Source organism: Frigoribacterium sp. Leaf415 (assembly GCF_001424645.1).
Lineage (GTDB): Bacteria > Actinomycetota > Actinomycetes > Actinomycetales > Microbacteriaceae > Frigoribacterium.
In genome coordinates this window covers 489,846-507,602 of sequence record NZ_LMQR01000001.1, presented here as the reverse complement: position 1 = coordinate 507,602, position 17,757 = coordinate 489,846, and the positions used below count along the sequence as shown (strand labels likewise).

General features: G+C 72.1%; 15 protein-coding genes and 1 pseudogene. 6 read left to right on the top strand and 10 right to left on the bottom strand.

Annotated features, from left to right (window positions below; all coding sequences use genetic code 11):
* Positions 1 to 42 precede the first annotated feature (42 nt).
* The 6 genes and pseudogenes from ASG28_RS02400 to ASG28_RS02375 all read right to left on the bottom strand — a co-directional run bounded on the left by ASG28_RS02400 (position 43) and on the right by ASG28_RS02375 (position 5,848).
* Positions 43 to 1,386, bottom strand: a complete 1,344-nt coding sequence (locus ASG28_RS02400; RefSeq protein WP_055971620.1) for an LCP family protein — start codon at positions 1,384 to 1,386, stop codon at positions 43 to 45.
* On the bottom strand, positions 1,383 to 1,919 hold the full coding sequence (purE, locus tag ASG28_RS02395; RefSeq protein WP_255351257.1) for a 5-(carboxyamino)imidazole ribonucleotide mutase: 537 nt from the start codon (positions 1,917 to 1,919) through the stop codon (positions 1,383 to 1,385). The genes ASG28_RS02400 and purE overlap by 4 nt, the downstream gene beginning before the upstream one ends.
* 17 nt (positions 1,920 to 1,936) lie before the next feature.
* Positions 1,937 to 3,085: pseudogene (locus ASG28_RS02390) on the bottom strand (5-(carboxyamino)imidazole ribonucleotide synthase); the annotation flags it as partial.
* Positions 3,086 to 3,182: 97 nt separating this feature from the next.
* Complete coding sequence (locus ASG28_RS02385; protein WP_055971615.1) at positions 3,183 to 4,487, bottom strand: UDP-glucose dehydrogenase family protein; 1,305 nt, start codon at positions 4,485 to 4,487, stop codon at positions 3,183 to 3,185.
* A 28-nt stretch (positions 4,488 to 4,515) separates the two neighbouring features.
* Complete coding sequence (locus ASG28_RS02380) at positions 4,516 to 5,064, bottom strand: PH domain-containing protein (RefSeq protein ID WP_235477474.1); 549 nt, start codon at positions 5,062 to 5,064, stop codon at positions 4,516 to 4,518.
* 4 nt (positions 5,065 to 5,068) lie between these two features.
* Positions 5,069 to 5,848: a biotin--[acetyl-CoA-carboxylase] ligase gene (locus tag ASG28_RS02375; RefSeq protein WP_055971609.1), complete on the bottom strand. Its 780-nt coding sequence runs from the start codon at positions 5,846 to 5,848 to the stop codon at positions 5,069 to 5,071.
* Between the two features lie 107 nt (positions 5,849 to 5,955).
* On the opposite strand from ASG28_RS02375, the gene ASG28_RS02370 reads away from it, so the two are divergent.
* Both ASG28_RS02370 and ASG28_RS02365 read left to right on the top strand, forming a co-directional pair.
* Positions 5,956 to 7,569: an acyl-CoA carboxylase subunit beta gene (locus tag ASG28_RS02370; RefSeq protein ID WP_043594391.1), complete on the top strand. Its 1,614-nt coding sequence runs from the start codon at positions 5,956 to 5,958 to the stop codon at positions 7,567 to 7,569.
* The gene (locus ASG28_RS02365) at positions 7,566 to 7,847 is read left to right on the top strand and encodes an acyl-CoA carboxylase subunit epsilon (protein WP_055971606.1); all 282 of its coding nucleotides are present in this window, start codon (positions 7,566 to 7,568) and stop codon (positions 7,845 to 7,847) included. The genes ASG28_RS02370 and ASG28_RS02365 overlap by 4 nt, the downstream gene beginning before the upstream one ends.
* 276 nt (positions 7,848 to 8,123) lie before the next feature.
* Here ASG28_RS02365 and ASG28_RS02360 read toward each other — a convergent pair whose 3' ends face one another.
* The 4 genes from ASG28_RS02360 to ASG28_RS02345 all read right to left on the bottom strand — a co-directional run bounded on the left by ASG28_RS02360 (position 8,124) and on the right by ASG28_RS02345 (position 12,487).
* Positions 8,124 to 9,158, bottom strand: coding sequence for a hypothetical protein (locus ASG28_RS02360; RefSeq protein WP_235497081.1), 1,035 nt, complete (start codon positions 9,156 to 9,158; stop codon positions 8,124 to 8,126).
* A gap of 8 nt (positions 9,159 to 9,166) precedes the next feature.
* The gene (locus ASG28_RS02355; RefSeq protein WP_055971602.1) at positions 9,167 to 10,474 is read right to left on the bottom strand and encodes a sensor histidine kinase; all 1,308 of its coding nucleotides are present in this window, start codon (positions 10,472 to 10,474) and stop codon (positions 9,167 to 9,169) included.
* Positions 10,464 to 11,174: a response regulator transcription factor gene (locus ASG28_RS02350; protein WP_369814170.1), complete on the bottom strand. Its 711-nt coding sequence runs from the start codon at positions 11,172 to 11,174 to the stop codon at positions 10,464 to 10,466. The genes ASG28_RS02355 and ASG28_RS02350 overlap by 11 nt, the downstream gene beginning before the upstream one ends.
* Before the next feature lie 71 nt (positions 11,175 to 11,245).
* On the bottom strand, positions 11,246 to 12,487 hold the full coding sequence (locus ASG28_RS02345) for a class I SAM-dependent RNA methyltransferase (protein ID WP_055971595.1): 1,242 nt from the start codon (positions 12,485 to 12,487) through the stop codon (positions 11,246 to 11,248).
* 26 nt (positions 12,488 to 12,513) lie between these two features.
* Here ASG28_RS02345 and ASG28_RS02340 point away from each other — a divergent pair, with 26 nt between their 5' ends.
* The 4 genes from ASG28_RS02340 (at position 12,514) to ASG28_RS02325 (ending at position 17,646) form a co-directional block, all read left to right on the top strand.
* The gene (locus ASG28_RS02340) at positions 12,514 to 13,203 is read left to right on the top strand and encodes a Maf family protein (protein WP_055971592.1); all 690 of its coding nucleotides are present in this window, start codon (positions 12,514 to 12,516) and stop codon (positions 13,201 to 13,203) included.
* A 79-nt stretch (positions 13,204 to 13,282) separates the two neighbouring features.
* Positions 13,283 to 15,040 carry an acetyl/propionyl/methylcrotonyl-CoA carboxylase subunit alpha gene (locus ASG28_RS02335; protein ID WP_055971589.1) on the top strand — a complete coding sequence of 586 codons (1,758 nt, stop codon included), beginning with the start codon at positions 13,283 to 13,285 and terminating at the stop codon, positions 15,038 to 15,040.
* 60 nt (positions 15,041 to 15,100) lie between these two features.
* Positions 15,101 to 15,934, top strand: coding sequence for a purine-nucleoside phosphorylase (locus tag ASG28_RS02330; protein ID WP_055971586.1), 834 nt, complete (start codon positions 15,101 to 15,103; stop codon positions 15,932 to 15,934).
* The gene (locus ASG28_RS02325) at positions 15,931 to 17,646 is read left to right on the top strand and encodes a phospho-sugar mutase (protein ID WP_369814144.1); all 1,716 of its coding nucleotides are present in this window, start codon (positions 15,931 to 15,933) and stop codon (positions 17,644 to 17,646) included. Before ASG28_RS02330 ends, ASG28_RS02325 begins: the two co-directional genes overlap by 4 nt.
* The last annotated feature ends 111 nt before the right edge of the window (positions 17,647 to 17,757 follow it).

Here is a 17,757-nt window from a genome sequence, read left to right as displayed (position 1 = left end):
CCGTCAGGCGACGGGACCCGCGAGACGGCCTGAGACAGGTCGTCAGGGGGCGGTGGCCGAGGTCGTGGCCTGGGCCACCGCGGCCCGCATCGCGTCGTAGTCGGGGTAGACGTTGTCGTAGGTCGGCGGGACGAGCTCGAGGCTGGTGATCTGCTGCGACTTGGCTTTGGCGGCCAGGTCGACGAAGGCCGCCAGGGCCCCCTGCGGGATGTCGGTGTCGACGGTCTGCACCCCTGCCGACGCGACGGCCTGGAACTTCGACAGCACCGTCGCCGGCTGGAACTGCGAGAGCAGCGCCTGCTGCACCTCGCGCTGACGAGCCATGCGGTCGTAGTCGCTGGTGCCGTGCCGCGCCCGCGCGTACCAGAGGGCGTGGTAGCCGTCGAGTTTCTGCTCGCCGGGCTCGATCCAGCCGTCCACGTTGATCGGCTGACCGTTGCGGTCGACGCCGCCGTTGATCGGGATGCGCTGCTGGACGTCCACCTGGATGCCTCCGAGCGCGTCGATGAGGTCGACGAAGCCCTGCATGTCGATCAGGGCGTAGTACTGCACCGTCAGGCCCGTGATGCCCTCGACGGCGTCCCGCATCGCCTCGACCCCCGGGTTGCTGCCCTTCGACTCGGCGTCGGGGTAGAGGTCGGGGTGCTCTTCCCCGTAGGTGTACAGGAAGCTCACGAGGCAGTCGTCGCCGCAGTCGTAGCCGTCGGGGTAGTCGCCGTACAGCGGCGACCCCGCGACGAACGGTGCGTCGTACAGGTTGCGGGGAATGCCCACGATGGTGGTCGCGCCGGTCTCGGCGTCGATGCTGGCGACCGAGATGCTGTCGGGGCGCAGACCGGTGCGGTCGGCCCCGGCGTCCCCGCCGAGCAACATGATGTTGTAGCGCCCGTCGACAGGAGGCGCGGCGTCGGCCCTCGAGGTGAAGAGACTGTCGAGCAGACCGTGCTGCACCCCGGCGAGGTAGGCCCCGTAGGCGGCGGGCCCGACGGTCACCACCATCAGCAGCACCATCGCTCCGGCGAGGACGCCCCGGGCCGAGGGGGCCGTCCGGACGATGCGCGCCAATCGCAGCGTGTCGACGGTCAGCACCACCCACAGCACCGCGTAGTACGCGAGGAAGAGCTGGACGACGGTCAGGGCGACGACGTTGGTCGCGATCTCGATCAGGGGCGAGCGGAAGGCGAACGCGAGGACGACGACGACGACCGCGACCGCCCAGAAGACGAGGGTGGAGGCGAGCCCCCACCGGCCGAGTCGGCGACTGCCCGCGAGCACCTGCGCGGACCCGGGCACGACCACGTTCAGCAGGACGAGCACCCACGCCCGCTTCGTCATGAACGGCTCGGAGGTGACGTCCGGATGACGGACGGGCAGGGAGGTGCTCACAGCGATCGACGCAGGTCGGCGTTCTTCTGCTCGACCAGCTCGGCGAGGGACTCGGCGTGGCGGGCCAGCCGCTCGGCGATCACCGGGTCGTGCGAGCCGATGATGCGGGCCGCGAGCAGACCGGCGTTCGCCGCACCGCCGATCGAGACCGTCGCCACGGGGATGCCGGCCGGCATCTGCACGATCGAGAGGAGCGAGTCCAGGCCGTCGAGCTTGGCCAGCGCGACGGGCACACCGACCACGGGGAGGGTGGTGACCGACGCGATCATGCCGGGCAGGTGCGCGGCTCCCCCGGCCCCGGCGATGATGACGGACAGTCCCCGACCGGCCGCGTCGCGACCGAAGGCGATCATCTTGTCGGGCGTGCGGTGGGCCGAGACGACCTCGACCTCGTGCGGGATGCCCAGCTCGGACAGCACGGTCGAGGCCCCTTGCATGGTGGGCCAGTCGCTGTCGGAGCCCATGACGATGGCGACCTTGGCGGGTACGGCGGGGTCGTTCGGGCGCACGTCGGTGCTCTTCGGGTCGGACACGGACTAGAGGATAGCCGTCAGTCGGTGAAGAACTCGACAGCGGCGCGCGCCCGGAAGACGGCCTCGTCGAGGTCGTCGCCGACCGCGGTGACGTGCCCGACCTTGCGCCCGGGCCGGGGGTCCTTGCCGTAGTCGTGCACCTTGACCGCCGGCTGGTCGGCCATGAGGGCGGGCAGACGGTCGGCCATCGACCCCGTCGCCGGCCCGCCCAGCACGTTCAGCATGACGCTCCAGGGCCGGTGGCAGGCCGTGTCGCCGAGGGGCAGGTCGAGCACGGCACGGAGGTGCTGTTCGAACTGACTCGTGGTCGACCCGTCGATCGTCCAGTGGCCGGTGTTGTGCGGCCGCATGGCGAGCTCGTTGATCAGGAGGCGCTCGTCGGTCGTCTCGAACAGCTCGACGGCCAGGACACCCGTGACGTCGAGCCGTTCGGCGACCGTCCGGGCGATCTCGTCGGCCAGGTCGGCCGACCGACCGGCGCTCGAGGGCGCCGGGGCGAAGACCTCGGAGCACACCCCGTCGCGTTGGACGGTCTCGACGAGGGGCCAGGGGACGATGTCGCCGCTCGGCCGTCGGGCCACGAGCTGCGACAGTTCGCGCCGGAACGAGACGAGCTCTTCGACCAGGAGCGCGCCTCCGTTGCCGTCCTCGGCCAGGGCGCCGAACCAGTCGTCGGCGTCGTGGGCGGCCGAGACCACGCGCACGCCCTTGCCGTCGTAGCCGCCCCGCGCGGTCTTGACGACCGCTCGGCCACCGTGGTCGGCGAGGAACGCCTCGAGCTCGGTGGCGTCGCGGACGGCCGCCCAGTCGGGGACGGGCAGCCCGAGCTCGGAGAGCCGCTGACGCATCACGATCTTGTCCTGCGCGACGGCCAGCGCGGACGGCCCGGGGTGCACGCGGACGCCCGCGTCGACGAGAGCGGCGAGGACGTGCTGGGGAACGTGCTCGTGGTCGAAGGTGATCACGTCGACCGTGCGGGCGAAGTCGAGGACGACGTCGACGTCGTGGTAGTCGCCCACCCGGGTCGCGGCCAGCCGGGCCGAACTGCCCTCGGCCTCGGCGAGGACGCTGATCTCGATGCCGAGGTTGACGGCGGGCGGGATCATCATGCGGGCGAGCTGGCCGCCCCCGATCACACCGACACGGTTTGCCATCTGATCTTCTTCCTGTCGCGCTTCCCGGCATCACCGCGAGCGGACGGCGCCATCCGTCGACTTCCGGCTCGGACCATCTTGCCCGATGGCCGGCTTGGTCGTGGGCCGGCTACGGCCGCCCGAGCCCTCGGAAGTCGAATCCGGCCTCGCGCCACTCGGCGGGGTCGAACACGTTGCGGGCGTCGACGATGCGTCGCCGGGAGACCAGGGCGGCGACCTCGGCCGGGCGCAGTGCCTTGAACTGCTTCCATTCGGTGAGGACCAACACGAGCTCGGCGTCGCGGAGAGCGGTCGGGACGTCTGCGACGTAGGTGAGGTCGGGAGCCAGCCGGACGGCGGTCGCGTTGGCTTCGGGGTCGTGGACGACCACGTCCGCGCCGGCGGCGTGCAGTCGACGGGCGACGTCGAGGGCGGGAGAGTCGCGGACGTCGTCGCTGTCGGGCTTGAAGGCCACGCCGAGGACGGCCACGCGTGCACCGCGCACCTCTCCGAGCAGCTCGCCCGCGAGCTCGACGACGCGGTCGCGGCGACGCAGGTTGACGGCGTCCACGTCGGCGAGGAAGTCGAGGGACTCGAGCCCCAGCTCGCGCGAGCGGGCCCGGAACGCCCTGATGTCCTTCGGCAGGCACCCGCCGCCGAAGCCGAGCCCGGCGTTGAGGAACCGGCGACCGATGCGGGCGTCGTGCCCGATCGCGTCGGCCAGTTGCGTCACGTCGGCGCCGGTGGCCTCGGCGATCTCGGCCATCGCGTTGATGAACGAGATCTTCGTGGCGAGGAACGCATTGGCCGAGACCTTCACCAGTTCGGCCGTCGCGTACCCGGTCACGAGCCGGGGTGTTCCCGTCGCCAGAGCCGTGGCGTAGACCTCGTCGAGCATCGCCGTCGCACGCTCACCGGCGTCGCCGGAGGGCACCCCGTAGACGAAACGATCGGGCGCGACGGTGTCGGCCACGGCGAAGCCCTCGCGGAGGAACTCGGGGTTCCAGGCCAGGTCGGCCCCCGAGGAGGCGCGGACCAGGTCGGCGAGTCGGCTCGCGGTGCCGACGGGAACGGTGGACTTGCCCACCACGAGGTCGCCGTCGGCGAGGTGGGGCAGCAGCCCCTGGACCGCGGCGTCGACGTAGGTCAGGTCGGCCGCGTCGCTGCCCGGGGTCTGCGGCGTGCCGACGGCGACGAAGTGGACCTGCGAGCCGGCGGCGTCGGCGGGGTCGGTCGAGAACCGCAGCCGCCCCGAGTCGAGGGCCCGACGGAGGGCCTCGGGCAGACCGGGCTCGAAGAACGGGGCGTGACCCGACGAGAGCAGGGCGATCTTGCCCGGGTCGACGTCGATGCCGACCACGTCGTGCCCGAGGTCGGCCATGCACGCGGCGTGCACGGCTCCGAGGTAACCGCAACCGATGACTGAGATTCGCATTGTAATATCCTATATCACGCGCGCCGGGTCAGGAAACCCGGTCGTCGCCCCACGAGGTGGTGTCGGCGTGCCCGACGGACTGCTCGTGCTGGCGACGCTGGGCGACGCTGTTGAGGTTCGACTCCATCAGGTCGTGCAGGGTCGATTGGACGAGATCGGCCGACGGCACGTCCCAGAGGACGAGCGGACGGTCGAGGCCGGTGTTGATCAGGACGTCTCCGCTGCGGAACGCGCTCTGCACCGAGTTCTTGCGCACCGTGAGGTCGTACCCGCGGCTGTGCAGCAGCTCTTGGCGAGTGCGCACGAACAGCCCCTTGCGCACCACGAGGCGCCGCGAGGTGACGACGTAGCGCTTGCCGAGCCAGATCAGCACGGGGACCAGCCAGAGCAGCACGATCAGGGCGACGGCTGCGCCCAGCACGACGTAGTTCTGCCACTCGACGTCGAAGCGGCCGCCGAAGTAGCCGGTCGCGGCGCAGATGCCGACGAGCGCGAGCGACGGCCAGAAGAGCACGCGGGCGTGGGGACGCAGCCGCGCGACGACGTACTCGGTCGGCTGCGGTCCGTCGGTGCTCACAGGCTCATTCATACCGCAGATGCGTGACGTCGCCCGAAGCGACGGCCGACGGTTCGCCGGTCGAGGCGGAGCGGACGACCAAGCGGCCCGCCTCGTCGACGTCCACCGCCTCGCCGACCAGGGCCGCGCCTCCGGGGAGTTCGACGCGGACGTCGCGCCCCAGGGTCGCGCAGTCCGCGCGGACCAGCGCCAGTGCGCCGCTCGCGACCGCGTCGCCGCGGGCCGCGGCGAGGTCGCCGACGAGCCGGGCCAGGCCCGAGACCCACGACGACGTCACGGCGTCCGCGAGCTCGAGGGCCGTGCCCCGCGCACCGTGCAGACCGAGCGACGTCGAGGTCGGGGTGGGCAGGTCGTCGGCGGGCACCGTGAGGTTGACCCCGGCACCCACGACCACGGCGCTCGCGTCGGGCCGCAGCTCGGCGAGCAGGCCGCAGACCTTGTCACCGTCGACCTGCACGTCGTTGGGCCACTTCAGCGTGACGTCGCCGTTCTCGACCACGCCCCGGACGGAGGCGCGCATCGCCACCCCGGCGAGGAGCGGCACCCAGCCGAGCGAGTCGACCGGCAGGTCGTCCCGGTGCAGCAACACGCTCACCGCGAGGGAACGACCGGGCGCGGTCTGCCACCGTCGGTCGAGCCGGCCCCGCCCCGCGGACTGGTCGAGGGTCAGCCAGGTCGCCAGGTGCGGCTCGTCGACGGCTGCCAGCAGGTCGGCGTTGGTCGACCCGGTGGACTCGAGCACCACGAGACGGGGGCTGACGGACGCACTGAGGGGGAAGGCCATCGGAGCAGCCTACGGGGCCGCAGTTGACGACTCCTACGACGTCCGGCGGCGTCCACGCGTGGAAACCTCCAACGGGTGGCCCCGGGTCGGTCAGTAGAGTGAGGCGCGTGACTCCTGACTCCGCGCCCCTCACCGACGCCGCGCCCGACCTGCACACCACCGCGGGCAAGCTCGCCGACCTCAAGGCCCGCTATCACGAGGCCGTGACGGCCAGCGGCGAGGCCGCGATCGCCAAGCAACACGCCAAGGGCAAGAAGACGGCCCGAGAGCGGATCGACGAGCTGCTCGACCCGGGCTCGTTCGTCGAGCTGGACGAGTTCGTCCGGCACCGCACGCACGCCTTCGGCATGGAGGCCAAGCGACCCTACGGCGACGCGGTCGTCACGGGCACGGGCACGATCCACGGCCGCCAGGTCGCGGTCTACTCCCAGGACTTCACCATCTTCGGCGGCTCGCTCGGCGAGGTCGCGGGCGAGAAGATCATCAAGGTCATGCAGCTGGCCCTCAAGACCGGGGTGCCCATCATCGGCATCCTCGACTCGGGCGGGGCGCGCATCCAGGAAGGCGTCGTCGCCCTCGGCAAGTACGGCGAGATCTTCCGGCTGAACACGGCCGCCTCGGGTGTCATCCCCCAGATCTCGCTGATCATGGGCCCCGCGGCCGGAGGCGCCGTGTACTCCCCCGCGCTGACCGACTTCGTGATCATGGTCGACAAGACGAGCCACATGTTCGTCACCGGGCCCGACGTCATCAAGACCGTGACGGGTGAGGACGTCGGCTTCGAGGAACTCGGCGGAGCCCTGACCCACAACAAAGTCTCGGGCGTCTCGCACTACCTCGCGAGCGACGAGGACGACGCGCTCGACTACGCCCGGGCCCTGCTGTCCTACCTGCCCGACAACAACCTGGCCGACCCGCACGTCTTCGACGTGCCGGTCGAACTCGAGACCACCGACCACGACCGCCAGCTGAACACCCTGATCCCGGACAGCCCGAACCAGCCCTACGACGTGATGACGGTGATCGAGCACGTCGTCGACGACGGCGAGTTCCTCGAGGTCCAGCCGCTCTTCGCGCCCAACATCGTCGTGGGCTTCGGCCGGGTGGAGGGCCGCCCGGTGGGCGTCATCGCCAACCAGCCGTCCGCCATGGCCGGCACCCTCAACATCGAGGCCGGTGAGAAGGCCAGCCGCTTCGTGCGCTTCTGCGACGCGTTCAACATCCCGATCCTCACCCTCGTCGACGTGCCCGGGTACCTGCCCGGCACCGACCAGGAGTGGACGGGCGTGATCCGCCGCGGCGCCAAGCTGCTCTACGCCTACGCCGAGGCGACCGTCCCGCTCGTGACGGTGATCACCCGCAAGGCCTACGGCGGCGCCTACATCGTCATGGGGTCGAAGCAGCTGGGTGCCGACATCAACCTCGCCTGGCCGACGGCCGAGATCGCCGTGATGGGCGGGCAGGGTGCCGTCAACATCCTCTACCGCAACGAGATCAAGGCGGCGGCCGAGGCCGGCGAGGACGTGGCAGCCGTGCGCACACGGCTCGCGAACGAGTACACCTACAACGTCGCGAGCCCCTTCCTCGCCGCCGAGCGGGGCGAACTCGACGGCGTCGTCGAACCGGCGGCGACCCGGGTCGCCGTGATCAAGGCGCTGCGAGCCCTCAAGACCAAACGGGCGACCCTGCCGCCGAAGAAGCACGGGAACATCCCCCTGTGAGCGGGCGCCACGCAGCCGCGTCGCCCGACGCGACGGAACCCCCCACCGACGCGGACGAGCAGCCGTCGGCGCCCCTGCTCAGGGTCGTCGCCGGAGACCCGACGCCCGACGAACTGGCGGCGGTCACGGCGCTGCTCGCCGTCGTCGAGGCCGGCCGGGCCGAGGCGTCGGCGACGACGTCCTCACGACCCACGACGTCGGCCTGGACGCGCTCGGCCCGCGCACCCCGTCCCGCCATCGCGGCCGGCGAGGGTCGTTGGCGAGGTTTCGCGGGGTGACTCCCCCGGGACGGCGGTGGACGTGGCCGTCCTCGCCCGGGTGTCCCCCTAAATGACGACTGCACACGCGGCGTCGAGCGACCATGCTTGCTGGTGCCGGGTGTCTCGTGGAGTCACACCACCGAGCAGTGGCCGACCGGGGTGAACGGGTCGCTGCAGGGGGAGTCAGGGCGGCATTCGGGTTGCCGCCCTGGCTCAGGGTCTCGGAAGGGCCGGACGATCGTCCGGCCCTTCCTCATGTCTTCGGTGCCCGCCGCGTGAGGGTCCGTCGGACGCTCAGGAGGCCGAGCGAGGGATCTGCAGCCAGAGCTGGACCTCGTCGCCGTCGTCGTCCTCGTCCGCGTCGGCCGAGACCCCCCGGCCGAGCGCGCTCGACGACAGGTCTGCCGAGCCGAGCCCGACGACCGTGACCGCGTCGTCTCCGCCGCCCTGGACGGTCCGGACGATGATGCGATCGGCGAGCGAATCGCGCAGGGCCCCGGCGAGCACGGCATGGACCCGTCGCAGATCCGTCGGCCCGAGGTCGTCGATGCCTCCCTCGTCGAGGAGACTGACGACGGCTCCGCGACGGCGGGCCGCCATGACCTCGTGACGGACGTCGTCGTCGAGGAGGCGACGCCCCCGGATCTCGTCCCGGATCGCTCCCTCGAGGTTGAGGCACTCCTGTCGCTCGGCCGCGGTCAGGTCGCCGTGTCGGCGGACGATGGTCTGGAGCATCGGCCGTGCCGTCCGACCCGTCTGCAGCAACCGGTACTGACGCTCGTTCACGTGGGCTTCCTGCGCGGCCTGCCAGTCCGCCGCCTCGTGCTCGGCGAGGATGAACTCGCGCGTCTCGCGCCCCGCACGGGTGAGCGTGCTCGACATCGCGTGGCTGAAGGCGACCCAGACCACGCTGCCGACGATGCCGAGGTCGGCGATCTGTTCGACCCCGGCCCACAGCACGCCGTGCACCGCCATGAAGCCGACCCCGAGCCAGGCGAAGCCCTGTCGACGCCGCGTGGACACGATCACCATGAGCGTGCCGACGGCGGCCACGTACCAGGTGGCGTAGCCGTTCTTCACCGAGCTGTCGAGCTCGGAGGTCACGACGAGCGGCAGGACGATGCTCACGGCGAGGCAGAACGAGGCCATCCACACGGGCATGATGACGTGCTTGCTGGGCCACAGCACGGCCACGGTCGCCGCGGCGTACAACACCATGCACGCGACGACGGGCAGCGGATCGGTGAACCGGTCCAGCGACGCCACGGCCAGGACCAGGTGGTACGCCGAGAAGACCGCGGCCAGCGACACGATCAGCCATCGCGGCACGGAGACCCTCACGCGGCACCCCCCGAGGTGCCGGCCTCGTCGGCGGGATCGGGCGAACGGTCGGGGGTCCGGCCTCCGTCGAGGAGCGCGTCGACGGGCCACCGCAGGCGCACGAGGGTTCCGCGCCCCGGTGCCGAGTCGATGGTCGCGAGCCCGCCGGCGTTGTTGAGCCTCTCGTGGATCGAGACGCGGACCCCGAGACGCTCCGTCGGCACCGTCGTCGGTTCGAAGCCCTTGCCCGTGTCGCCGACCTCGACGGTCGTCAGGCCCGCCGGGTCGCGGGTGACGCGCACCCAGCGCTCCACATCGGGCCCGTCGCCGGCGTGCTGCGAACTGTTGACGAGGGCCTGCACGGCGGCCGAGTAGAGCGCCTCGGCGGCGGTCGACGGAATGCCGTCGCCCTCGATCGGGCCCCGGCGCAGCTCGACCGCGACACCCAGGTCGGCCACGGCGGCCTCGATGCGGTCGACCATGCCGGCGATCGTGGTGTCGGACTCGTCGAACGGCGTCGTGCTCGCCGCGGCCGAGAGGTGGGACATCGCGTTCCGGGCCATGTTGGTCGACAGCTCGCGCTCGTCGGGCGACCACGCTCTGGCCGCCTGGATGAAGGTCGTGAGGACGCTGTCGTGGACAATGGCGTCGACCTGCACCCGCTCGAGCTCGGTGGCGTGCTCTCGGATGGCCTCGGAGTACCGCGCGACGGCGGTCGCCTGGGCCTGGTCGACGTTCGCGGCCGCCTGGCGCAGGATCACCACGAGGATCAGCACGGCGCCGCCGAGCAGGATCGCGTAGACGGAGTCGAGGGTCGCCCGCTGCGGGGAGACCGCTCCGCCCGACGGTGTCAGGCGGATGAAGCCGTAGACGGCCGGAGCGACGAAGAGGTAGCCGGTGGCGATCCAGGTCGAGAACGCCGAGGCGGCCGAGGCCGTCGCGACGGTGCACAGGTACCAGAGCCACGGCACGCTCGACTGGACCTCGCTGGGGTCGTCGACGGCGAGGGGCCAGGTGACCAGGGCGATCAGGTAGGCGATGGCGACGAAGGCCTCGACCGTCGTGACGCCGCGCTGGACGAGGCTCGCCACGACCAGCGCGAAGAAGCCGCCGAACATCGCCAGGCCGATGACCCAGGCCCAGGCGAGTTGCATGCTGTCGACCTGACCGATCATGCCGGGCAGGGCTTGCAGGCCGAACACGAGTCCGGCCGCGGCGATGATCCGCCCCAGCACCTTGTCGAGCAGGGCACGGCTGATCGGGTTGCGCGGGGGCCGGAGCGCTCCGAGCGGGATCGGGGCGCTCAGCCGACCCTCACCGGCCATCGCCGCCGTCTGCGTCGAGCCCCGGCAGGATGCCGTCCTCGACGGCGCGCCGGAGCAGGTCGACCTTGGTGGGTGCCGGACGGCCGACCTCGACGTACTTGACGCGGATGCGGTCGAGGTACTCGCGGGCCGTCGAGTAGCCGATGCCGAGCTGCTGGGCGGCGAGCTTCAGCGGCAGGCCCGAGGCGTAGAGGTGCAGGATCTCGCGCTCGCGACGGCCGAGCTGGGCCTTGGCGAAGTCGCGGTCGGCGTCGATCGCGCTCGCCCATTCGAGGTTGTTCAGCACGTCGCCCCGGGCGACCGTCGCGACGGCGGCCATGACGGTCTTCGTGGCGGAGGACTTCGGGATGACCCCGGCCGCCCCCGCGGCGAGCGCCTCGCGCACCGAGGCGACCCGGTCGGCGATGCTGTGCACGAGGACGGCGGACCCCGTGGCCTGGACGCGCTTGACGTTCTCGGTGACGGTCGAGCCGTCGCCGAGCGACAGGTCGAGGACGACGACGTCGACCTCGCGACCGGCGAGGTTCTCGACGAACTCCTGGACGCCGGCCGCGGTGAGGATCACCTCGAAGCCCTCGTTCTGGCAGGCGGCCTGGATGCCGAGCCGCACCGACTCGTGGTCGTCGACGACGGCGACCCGGACGGGTGCGTTCTCGCGGATGGCGGTGGGGGTCTCGGTCGTGAGGTCTGACACGGTGATCCTTCTGTCGGCGTGTGCCCTGGTCCCTGAACCCCGGGCGTGCACGGGGTACATCGTAACGGGATCGCGGCTCAGGCAGGCAGCAGGCGCACCACCGTCTCGACGTGGTGCGTGTTCGGGAAGAGGTCGTACGCCTGCAGGGCGTCGAGTGCGTAGCCGCGCTCGGCGAAGAGGGCGACGTCGCGGGCGAGGGCGACCGGATCGCACGCGACGTAGACGACCTGGGCGGGGCGCAGGGCCGCGATCTCGGACACCACGTCGCGTCCCGCACCCGAGCGGGGCGGGTCGAGCACGACCGTCGCGGCGGCGAGGCGCCGGCGCTCGGCGTCGCTCGCCTGCGACGCGGTCTGCCGCAACCAGCGCTCCACGCGTCCGGTCACCGCCGACGCGCCGATCCACTCGGCCAGGTTCTCGGAGGCGTGCTCGGTTGCCCGCTCGTCGCTCTCGACGCTCGTGATGCGCGTCCCCGCGCCGAATCGGTCGCCCACGGCGGCGGCGAGCAGTCCGACCCCGCCGTACAGGTCGAGGTTGGCGCCCTTCGGATCGAAGCGCTCGGGGTCGATCATGGTCTGCACGGCGGCGGTGAGCGTGGCGGCGGCCTCGCGGTGGACCTGCCAGAACCCACCGTCGTCGAGGCGGAACTCGCGCTCACCGACGACCTCGGTGATGGTCGAGCGGGCCTGACGTCCGATGATCAGACGCGCGCCTCCCACGCTCGGGGCGACCACGTCGACGTGTTCCTCGCCGGGGAAGGCGTCTCCCAGCGGCGCCACCTCGGCGACCTCGGGGGACGCGAGCGGCAGGTCGGGCACGTGCACGACCCGGTGCGAGCGCGCGGCGAACTGACCGGGACGCCCCTCGGCGTCGAGGTGGAGGCGGAGGCGCGTGCGCCACCCGGTGCCGCCACGCTCGTCGTCGCCCGGGAGGGCCTCGACCGTGACCCGCCCGTCGGCGTCGGCGACCCCGCCCATCCGGGTGAGCGCGTCGACCACCACGCGCCGCTTCAGTTCGCGCTGGTGGGCGAGCTCGACGTGTCCGAACTCGGCGCCCCCGGCGCGGTCGGCCGGATCGACCTCGAGGGCGGCCGCGCCCCACACGTGAGGTCGGCGGTGCTCGCTCGCCTCGAGGACGCTCACCGTGTCGGCGCGCCAGAAGGCCTTCTTGCGGTCGTCGGCGATGCGCGCCACGACCTTCTCGCCGGGCAGGGTGTCGGTCACGAACACCACCCGCCCGTCGAGTCGGGCCACCGAGATGCCCCCGTGTGCGATGCCCGTCACGTCCAGTTCGACCTCGCGGCCCAGCATGTCTCCCATGCGTCGAGTCTGACAGGCTGGGCGGCATGACCGTCCCGCTCTACCTGGCCAGCACCTCCCCCGCCCGTCTCGCGCTGTTGCGCGCCGCCGGCATCGAGCCGGTGCTGATCAGCCCCGGGGTCGACGAGGAGGCCGCGGTCGCGACCGAGTCGGCACGCCTCGGTCGAGACCTCACGGCGGGCGAGACGGTGCAGCACCTCGCCCGGCTCAAGGCCGAGGCCGTGCTCGACACCGTCGTCGACGGCCGTCCCCTCGACGGGCTGGTGCTCGGGGGCGACAGCGCCTTCGAGTTCGACGGCGAGGTGCACGGCAAACCGCACGAACCCGCGCTGGCGCTCGACCGGTGGCGCCGGATGGCCGAGATCGGCCACGGCACCCTCTGGTCGGGGCACTGGCTGGTCGACCACCGCGGCGGTGCTCCGCGGATCACCGCCGACACCCCGTCAGGAGGCGCGGGCCGGGTCGCGAGCGCGTCCCTCACCTTCGCCGACGACCTCGACCCGGACGAGCTCTCGGCCTACGTCGAGACGGGCGAGCCGCTCGAGGTCGCGGGGGCCTTCACGATCGACGGCCGTGCGTCCGCGTTCATCACGCACATCGAGGGCACCCCGAGCGCCGTCGTGGGTCTCTCGGTGCCCGTGCTGCGGTCGCTCGTCCGGGGCTTCGGCGTGCCGTGGCACGAGCTGTGGACCTCGCCGGCCGCCGGGTCCTTGTAGGTTCTGCCTCGCGCCTCCTGTTCCTTTTTGTGCACGTCAGCCAAAGGCAGTCGGGGAGCGCGCAATAGGGTGGGGAACTATGCCGCGTATCAGCAAGGTCCTCATCGCCAACCGTGGAGAGATCGCCGTCCGCGTGATCCGGGCCGCGCGTGACGCCGGAATCGGCTCGGTGGCGGTCTACGCCGACCAGGACCGCGACGCCCAGCACGCCCGCCTCGCCGACGAGGCCTACGCCCTGGGCGGCACCACGAGCGCCGAGACCTACCTCGTCATCGACAAGATCCTCTCGGTCGCCCGCCGCTCGGGTGCCGACGCCGTGCACCCCGGCTACGGCTTCCTCGCCGAGAACGCCGACTTCGCCCGGGCCGTCCAGGCCGCGGGCCTCGTCTGGATCGGCCCGTCGCCCGAAGCCATCGAGCAGCTCGGCGACAAGGTCTCGGCCCGGCACATCGCCGAGCGCGTCGGGGCGCCGCTCGCCCCCGGCACCCTGAACCCGGTCTCGGGCGCCGACGAGGTCCTCGAGTTCGTCGACCAGCACGGCCTGCCCGTCGCGATCAAGGCTGCCTTCGGCGGCGGTGGACGCGGCCTCAAGGTGGCCCGCACCCGCGAGGAGGTCCCCGAGCTGTTCGACTCGGCGACCCGCGAGGCCGTCGCCGCCTTCGGCCGCGGCGAGTGCTTCGTCGAGAAGTACCTCGACCAGCCGCGCCACGTCGAGACCCAGTGCCTGGCCGACGCGCACGGCAACGTCGTCGTCGTGTCGACCCGTGACTGCTCGTTGCAGCGCCGCCACCAGAAGCTCGTCGAAGAGGCCCCCGCGCCGTTCCTCACCGACGAGCAGACCACGAAGCTGTACGAGTCGTCAAAGGCGATCCTGCGCGAGGTCGGCTACGTCGGCGCCGGCACCTGCGAGTTCCTGATCGGCAAGGACGGCACCGTCTCGTTCCTCGAGGTCAACACGCGCCTGCAGGTCGAGCACCCCGTGTCCGAGGAGGTCACCGGCATCGACCTCGTCCGCGAGCAGTTCCGCCTCGCCGAGGGCGGCGTGCTCGACTACGACGACCCCGAGGCCCGCGGCCACTCGTTCGAGTTCCGGATCAACGGCGAGGACGCCGGCCGCGGGTTCATGCCCGCCCCCGGCCCGATCCACGTCTTCAAGGCCCCGGGAGGACCAGGCGTCCGCGTCGACAGCGGCGTCCAGGCGGGCGACGAGATCAGCGGCTCGTTCGACTCGCTCCTCGCCAAGCTGATCGTCACCGGCTCGTCGCGCGAGGACGCCCTCGAGCGCTCGCGTCGCGCCCTGGCCGAGTTCGAGGTCGCCGGCCTGCCGACGGTGCTGCCGTTCCACCGCGCGATCGTCGACGACCCCGCGTTCGCGCCCGCCGACGGCGCACCGTTCTCGATCTACACCCGCTGGATCGAGACCGAGTTCGACAACACCATCCCCGCGTGGAGCGGCGAGGCCGAGGCCCCGCGGCCGGCCGACGCACGCGACACCGTCGTGGTCGAGGTGGGCGGGAAGCGACTCGAGGTCTCGCTGCCGGCCGGTCTCGGGTCGCGCACCGCGCCTCCTGCGGTCGCCCCCAAGCGCCGTGGTGCTCCCCGGTCGTCGGTCGTGACCGCGACCGGTGCCGAGGTCAGGGCGCCGATGCAGGCCACCGTCGTGAAGCTCGCCGTCGAGGCCGGACAGCAGGTCGTCAAGGGCGACCTGGTGCTCGTGCTCGAGGCGATGAAGATGGAACAGCCCGTCGCCGCCCACCGTGACGGCACCGTCTCGGGCATCGCGGCCGTCGTCGGCGAGACCGTCTCGTCGGGCCACGTCCTGCTCAGCATCGACTGACCCCGCGCCGGGCCCCGTGGCGACCCGGGAGGCGGGTCGGCAGACCCTAGAGTGGACGCCATGTCTGAGACCACCACGCACCCGCTCGACGACCGCGCCGCCGACCCCTTCGAGGTCGCCCGCACCGCCGCCGCCGAGATCGCCGAGAAGACCGGCGTCGCCCGACACGACATCGCCCTGACGCTGGGCAGCGGTTGGGCCAAGGCCGCCGACCTGATCGGCGAGACCGTGGCCGAGGTCCCGGCGACCGAGATCACCGGGTTCGCCGCGTCGGCCGTCGTCGGCCACACGAGCTCGATCCGCAGCATCGCCCTGCCCTCGGGCAAGCACGCCCTCGTCATGGGTGCCCGCACGCACTACTACGAGGGCCACGGCGTGCGCCGGGTCGTGCACGGCGTGCGCACGGCCGCCGCCACGGGCGCGACGACGATGATCCTGACCAACGGTGCCGGCGGCATCAAAGAGACGTGGAAGCCCGGCACGCCCGTGCTGATCAGCGACCACATCAACCTCACCGCGGACTCGCCCCTCGAGGGCGCGACGTTCATCGACCTGACCGACCTGTACTCGTCGCGACTGCGCGACGTGGCGCGCGGAATCGACCCCGACCTCGACGAGGGCGTCTACACGCAGTTCCGCGGCCCGCACTACGAGACGCCGGCCGAGGTGCAGATGGCCAAGGCGATCGGCGGCCACATCGTCGGCATGTCGACGGCCCTCGAGGCCATCGCCGCCCGCCAGTCCGGCATGGAGGTGCTCGGCATGTCGCTTATCACGAACCTCGCCGCGGGCATCCAGAAGACCCCGCTCAGCCACGCCGAGGTGCTCGAGGCCGGGCGCGACGCCGAGGCCAAGATCAGCGACCTGCTCGCCCGCATCGTGGCGGCCCTGTGAGCGGCGACGTGACGGGGCCCGGCGGCGACGGCCCCCTGGTCTCGCCCGACCTCGACGGTCTGATCGCGACGGCTCAGGCCTGGCGCGACCAGGACCCCGACGACGAGACGCGCGACGAGCTCGACCGCCTGCTCGCCCGCGCCGGAGCCGACGACTCCGACGCCGTCCTCGACCTCGCCGACCGTTTCGCCGGTCGCCTGGAGTTCGGCACCGCCGGCCTGCGCGGCGCCCTGGGCTCGGGCTCGAACCGCATGAACCGAGTCCTCGTGGCGCAGGCCGCGGCCGGCTTCGCGGCGTTCCTGCTCGGTCGCGAGTCGACCCCCTCGATCGTCATCGGGTACGATGGGCGCAAGAACTCCGACGTCTTCGCGCGCGACACCGCCGAGATCATGGCGGCGGCCGGCGTGTCCGCGACGATCCTGCCGCGGGCCCTGCCGACTCCGGTGCTGGCCTTCGCGGTGCGTCACCTCGACGTCAGTGCGGGCGTCATGGTCACCGCCAGCCACAACCCGGCGCAGGACAACGGCTACAAGGTCTATCTCGGCGGCGTCGACGCCGGATCGCAGATCGTCTCGCCGGTCGACGGCGAGATCGCGGCCGAGATCGAGAAGGCGGCACAGTCCCCCGTCACCCGGCTGGCCCGTTCCGACGACTACCGCGAGGCCGGCGACGACCTCGTCATGGAGTACGTCCGTCGGACCGCCGCCGTCGCCGGGACGGCCTCGACCGGTCGTCAGCCACGCGTCGTCTACACCGCGATGCACGGCGTCGGGTGGGAGGTCGCGCGCCGCGTGTTCGCCACCGCGGGCTTCACCGAGCCGATCCCCGTCAGCGAGCAGAGCGCCCCCGACGCGGCGTTCCCGACCGTGGCCTTCCCCAACCCCGAAGAGCCCGGCGCCATGGACCTCTCGTTCGCCACGGCCGACCGCGTCGAGGCCGACCTGGTCATCGCCAACGACCCCGACGCCGACCGACTCGCGGTCGCGATCCCCGTCGACGGTGGGTGGCGCCGTCTCAGCGGCAACGAGGTCGGTTCGCTGCTCGGCTGGCGCGCCGCCGAGCGCGCACGTCGGGACGACCGCGACGGCACCCTGGCCGCGAGCATCGTCTCCTCCCCCGCCCTCCGCGAGATCGCCCGGGTGCACGGGCTCGACTACGTCGACACCCTCACCGGCTTCAAGTGGGTCTCCCGTGTCGGAGGACTGCTCTACGGCTACGAAGAGGCACTCGGCTACCTCGTCGACCCCGACGTCGTCCGCGACAAGGACGGCATCTCGGCCGCGGTCGACCTGCTCGCCCTCGCCACCGAGCTGCACACCGCCGGGTCGAGCCTGGCCGAGCACCTCGTCGCCTTCGACGAGCGGTTCGGCGCCTACGCCTCGTCGCAGATCTCGATCCGGGTCGACGACCTCGCCACCATCACGGCGCTCACCGACGGTCTCCGTCAGCGACCCCCGGCGACCATCGGCTCGCACCGCGTCGACCGCGTCGACGACTTCCGCGACGGATTCGGGGCCTTCCCCGCAGGCGACATCCTGCGCTACTGGCTCACCGACGGCTCCCGCGTGATCGTCCGCCCGAGCGGCACCGAGCCGAAGCTCAAGGTCTACATCGACGCGTCGAGCACCGAGGGCGACGCCGTCGCCCGCCGGGCAGCGGCCGAGGCGGCCGTGGCCGACCTCGACGCGGGCATGCGCGACCTGCTGGCCTGACGGTCGGGGCGGTGACCGCCCGGACGACGTGAGAGACCCCGGAGGCGCAGGTCGCGCCTCCGGGGTCTCTCACGTCCGTGCCGTGGCGGCTCGCCCCGGTGCCGCACGCCG